Here is a 430-nt window from a genome sequence, read left to right on the forward strand (position 1 = left end):
GGTGACCAAGGAAGAACCCGTCGCCGACATCATCGCCAGCCTGATGGAGGAAGCCGCCGCCGCGCTGGCACAGCGCGCGGCCTGAGCCTCAGCCGAGCTGCGCCAGCCCTCCGCCGAGCATAAACACCGCCAGCGCCGCGCCGCCGCCGAAGATGAAGGCGATCAGCAGCGACAAAATGCCCGCGACCACGCCGCCCTGACGGCGGCGCACGAAGGTGCTGCGCTGGCCGGGTTTGCCGAGCTTGAGTTCGACATAGCCGGCCGCCGCGCCGCCAAAGGCGGTCATCACCAGCGTGATCGCGGCACCCAGCACCGTCTGGGTGGCGATGGCGATCGGCAGCAGCAGCGCGAACGGCGCGGCCATCGCGAAGGCGGCGAGCAGCTTTGCGAGATCGACTTCGTCCTTGCCGACGGGCGCGACCGCCAGCAG

The 430-nt window shown here is 70.5% G+C and carries 1 protein-coding gene; it reads right to left on the minus strand.

All coding sequences use genetic code 11. The annotated features are described in order from the left end of the window. Nucleotides 1–88 precede the first annotated feature (88 nt). Nucleotides 89–430 (minus strand): hypothetical protein (locus tag AACY45_RS28835; RefSeq protein ID WP_339548886.1); only part of this gene is annotated, 342 nt, incomplete at its 5' end.

Origin of the sequence: Pseudomonas sp. RA_35y_Pfl2_P32 (assembly GCF_963970735.1) — a bacterium.
In the GTDB taxonomy this organism is placed as follows: Bacteria; Pseudomonadota; Gammaproteobacteria; order Pseudomonadales; family Pseudomonadaceae; genus Aquipseudomonas.